2 protein-coding genes are annotated in these 3,329 nt (G+C 54.3%); both read right to left on the reverse strand.

The features are described from left to right. Nucleotides 1–57: 57 nt before the first annotated feature. Nucleotides 58–2,079, reverse strand: a complete 2,022-nt coding sequence (locus tag P3T25_RS48360; protein ID WP_429364843.1) for an SIR2 family protein — start codon at nt 2,077–2,079, stop codon at nt 58–60. Nucleotides 2,080–2,280: 201 nt separating this feature from the next. Then, a complete protein-coding gene (locus P3T25_RS48365) occupies nt 2,281–3,213 on the reverse strand; it encodes a hypothetical protein (protein WP_429364845.1) in 933 nt (310 codons plus the stop codon). Nucleotides 3,214–3,329: the final 116 nt, after the last annotated feature.

Here is a 3,329-nt window from a genome sequence, read left to right on the forward strand (position 1 = left end):
AGCTGAGGCAAACTACTACCGGCAATTCAGCAATACCATCGCTGTGCCGGCATCAACTTAAACCAACCAGCCTCCACGATTCTCGGGGCGGTTCACTCGTTCACCGGGCGCCACAGACATCATTTTCCTGAGAAGCTTGTTTTGAACTACCTTGTCAGGGATACGCGGCAACCCTGTCTCGACGTTGCAGAGCTCACGTATGGTGCGAATCTCAATCTCATAGGACGGGGAAATACAATCGATGACACGCTCAAATAGGCCCGCAATCTCAGTGGCGTCCGGATACTTATACCGGGTAACAATGTCGGCAATGACGTTGTGGCGGCACTTCCAGCCGTAAATTCCCTCTCGCTCGGTGATTGAATATTCCATGACGATATCGGTCAACGAGACGAGCGCAGCCATCGTCTCCGCTGCAGGGATGCTGAGCAGTCGCATGACAAGCTGTCGGTGAACCCGTATTCCCGAACTCTCCATGGCCGCAACGATTCGATAGATGTCTTGATACTGAGGCGCTATATGGGCGAACTCACGCAAGACGATGTCGTCGAACTTTTCGGAGGCGAAAATGTTTTTGAGGCAGACAAACATATCGGCCTCGCATCGCTCGGCTAGCCTTCGACGACGCTCGTATCTCGAAAATCCGCTGAATGTGTTCTCAGTGAGCGGGCGAATCGATGAGTTGCTCTCGACTAGATTCAGCAGGCGGTCTAGCTCCTGCGGAAGCAACTTATCGAGCTTGAACTCCTTACCTGCCTTGTAGAAGGCTGGGCTTTTGATGCGCGGGTTCCAATGGTTTCGTGTCGAGACGCACAGTACCTTCAACGATGTCAGCTTTTCGCCGAAAAGAGTATCAAGCAGTTCGTTCACTTGCTGCAGGTGCGAGTGAGCTTCGTCTATGAACAATACCGCCGTCTCACCTCGGCCTTTCAGTAGCCGTGCGACTTCCGCCCAACTTTTACTGAGTAACGTGTGGTCGGCTCGGTGCTCCCAAACGTGCACCTTCTGCTTTGCAAGTTGACAGAGACATTGCCGCGCTGCGGTCGTCTTTCCCACGCCGCTCGCGCCGAGTAGAGTGGCTGCAATCGCGATGTCGCTTTGCAACCAGAACACTATTTCCTCGACCACGGTCCGGTCGAACGTTAGTCCGGCTATCACATCGCCGTACGACGCTGGCCACCCGTTAAACATCGAGCTGACATCTGAAGCTGCCTCCATTGAGTGCTTAACGTCCGTTGTAACGGGGCTGAGCGCATGGATTTGCTCAAGAGGATTGCCCGAGGCCTGAAAGATGAGGTCGGTTGCCGGAACTGCGTGCGACAGTTCGGCGAAGAACTCATCGATTCCGCCAAAGCAAACGTCGAAACCTCTCTTCTCGAAAAGCATAGCCCGATTATCATCTCGCTGATAGAGAAGGAGCGTGACCTTTCCGCCACCGTGTGCGCTACCGTTGATTTCGGCAGCGCGGTTTGCGATTGCCTTGATATGCTCGTCGCCTAGGGAATGTCCAATGATAATGAGGTGGCCGCCCGCAAGGTCGCTCTTGAGTCGGTCGTAAAGACTCTCGCGATATTGACTCGTCTGGTCGTAGTCGCTCTCAGTGAGAATCAGCCTCGTCTGATGCCCGTCGCTGATGTCTTTTTCATAGGTGCCGTGCAATTTGAACAGTTTCGTTGCGTTCTGCTTGCCGTGGACGGTAAAGTCAAAATTGGAAGAGTAGACCGCCAATTCAGCGCCCTTCGCGCGATAGCACTGCTCAACGAGGTCGTCGTAGTTTGTGGTGAAGATGGAGCGCCACGGGAAGAGCGGTAGATTGAGAATTCCGCCTGTCGGCCGAAGGCCTTTAAACAACGGGCGAATGGTTTCAATCAGCTCTTTTCGGCTGAATCGCTCCTCTACGATACCGGTAAGTTCGCTGAGCGAAAATCCGTCAGAGTCGATTCTGAACTTTCCCGAGATTGCCGATATTAGTTTGGCTACCGAGGGCGCTCGAGATGGTATCGATGACCCCGCTCCAAAGAAAAGGACGGTCCGCTCCGGCTGGATACTGCGAATGAGCCTGCTAAGTTCTGTCGGCATTTTAGATGCTCTGTCTGTGGTTTAAGTTGTCTCGTCCCTTCAGGGAATTTTCGTCGAGAGAACTGCGCAGCGCTTTGCGTGCGTTGAACCTCGCGTAGAATCGCGACCGCCTCGAGGGGCGAGCCGTTCAGCTTTCCTCCCTCTCAATTTCCAGGTAGCGGTATGTCTCCGCAACGAAGTCGATAAATGCTACGGCAGAAGCTACCGCAAGACGTGCGTGACGCGGTTGCAGGTCTCGATTAGCTCTTTCGCAGTTCCGATAGCTAACGCAGGGTCGCGCTCCACGGCGTGTTCGAGGCGTTCAATTTCCTTCGCCATCCAACCTGCATCCAGTGCATCAGCCACCGTTCGAGCGCGGGACACAACATGGGAGCCACTATGAGTAAGCCGGCGATAGGCAAAACGGGGCCGACCTGCGATACGCTCCTCCTCGTAAAGCTCCCACCCCGCCTGTCGAAGCTGCTCATTGAAAAGTGAGACCATCTCGATGACATCTTCTCGGTCTGGCCGAACGAGTGGATGCACCATCTCACACAAAAATCGTAAGAAGCGCTCCGCAGGGCCGTCGACTAAGTTGAAACGAGTGTCGGAAAACACCCAGTCGCGGCTCCAATCATCGTTGTTTATCCGATGCTGCCAAATGTCACCAGCAGCGTTTTTGAAGCGAGCGTCGGTAGACGGAAGCTGTTCCAGCTCGAATAGTCTGCTCAGAAATTCGACGTCGTCAAGCTGACCAAACCACGCCATGTCAGTTAATCGCAAGCCGTCTAGGATATTGATTCGAACTTGTTTGGGCAGTGCAACCCCTGCGGTGCGCCAATCTTTGTGGCTAACTTTTTGCGGCACTATCTTCGCCGAATACCAGTCTTGTGTGTCTTGCTCAAGTACTGTTTTCAGCCTAGCGGAGATTTGCTCCTCCAATTGTGCCCGCTTGGCGCCAAGACGGGCAAACTCATGCGCTGGTACCTCAATCTGCACTTCCCAAATCTCAGTCCCGCCGTTCCAGTTGTCGTAACCGGTCTGCTCCGTCCGCGCAGGATGTTCACGCACGAGATTGGCAGCTTCGTACATGCCTTCTGCGTCCAGCAATGCGTGGACGGTCCCCAGATATTCTTCGAATGCCGCCTTCTCCACTTTATGCCTCGCATAGGGATGGTTGGGCGGCGACAATTATCTTGTCCGGTGTAGCGACAACTATCTTGGCCGGTGGTGAGGAGTCGTAGGCGGCGTAGCCGCCGGAGACGACGAGC

It is taken from the genome of Paraburkholderia sp. GAS32 (assembly GCF_050434225.1).
GTDB classification, from domain to species: domain Bacteria; phylum Pseudomonadota; class Gammaproteobacteria; order Burkholderiales; family Burkholderiaceae; genus Paraburkholderia; species Paraburkholderia madseniana.

What these genes read in the sequence shown, in the direction of transcription:
- P3T25_RS48360 (WP_429364843.1), bottom strand. Translation starts at nt 2,079, where the DNA reads ATGCCGACAGAACTTAGCAGGCTCATTCGCAGTATCCAGCCGGAGCGG.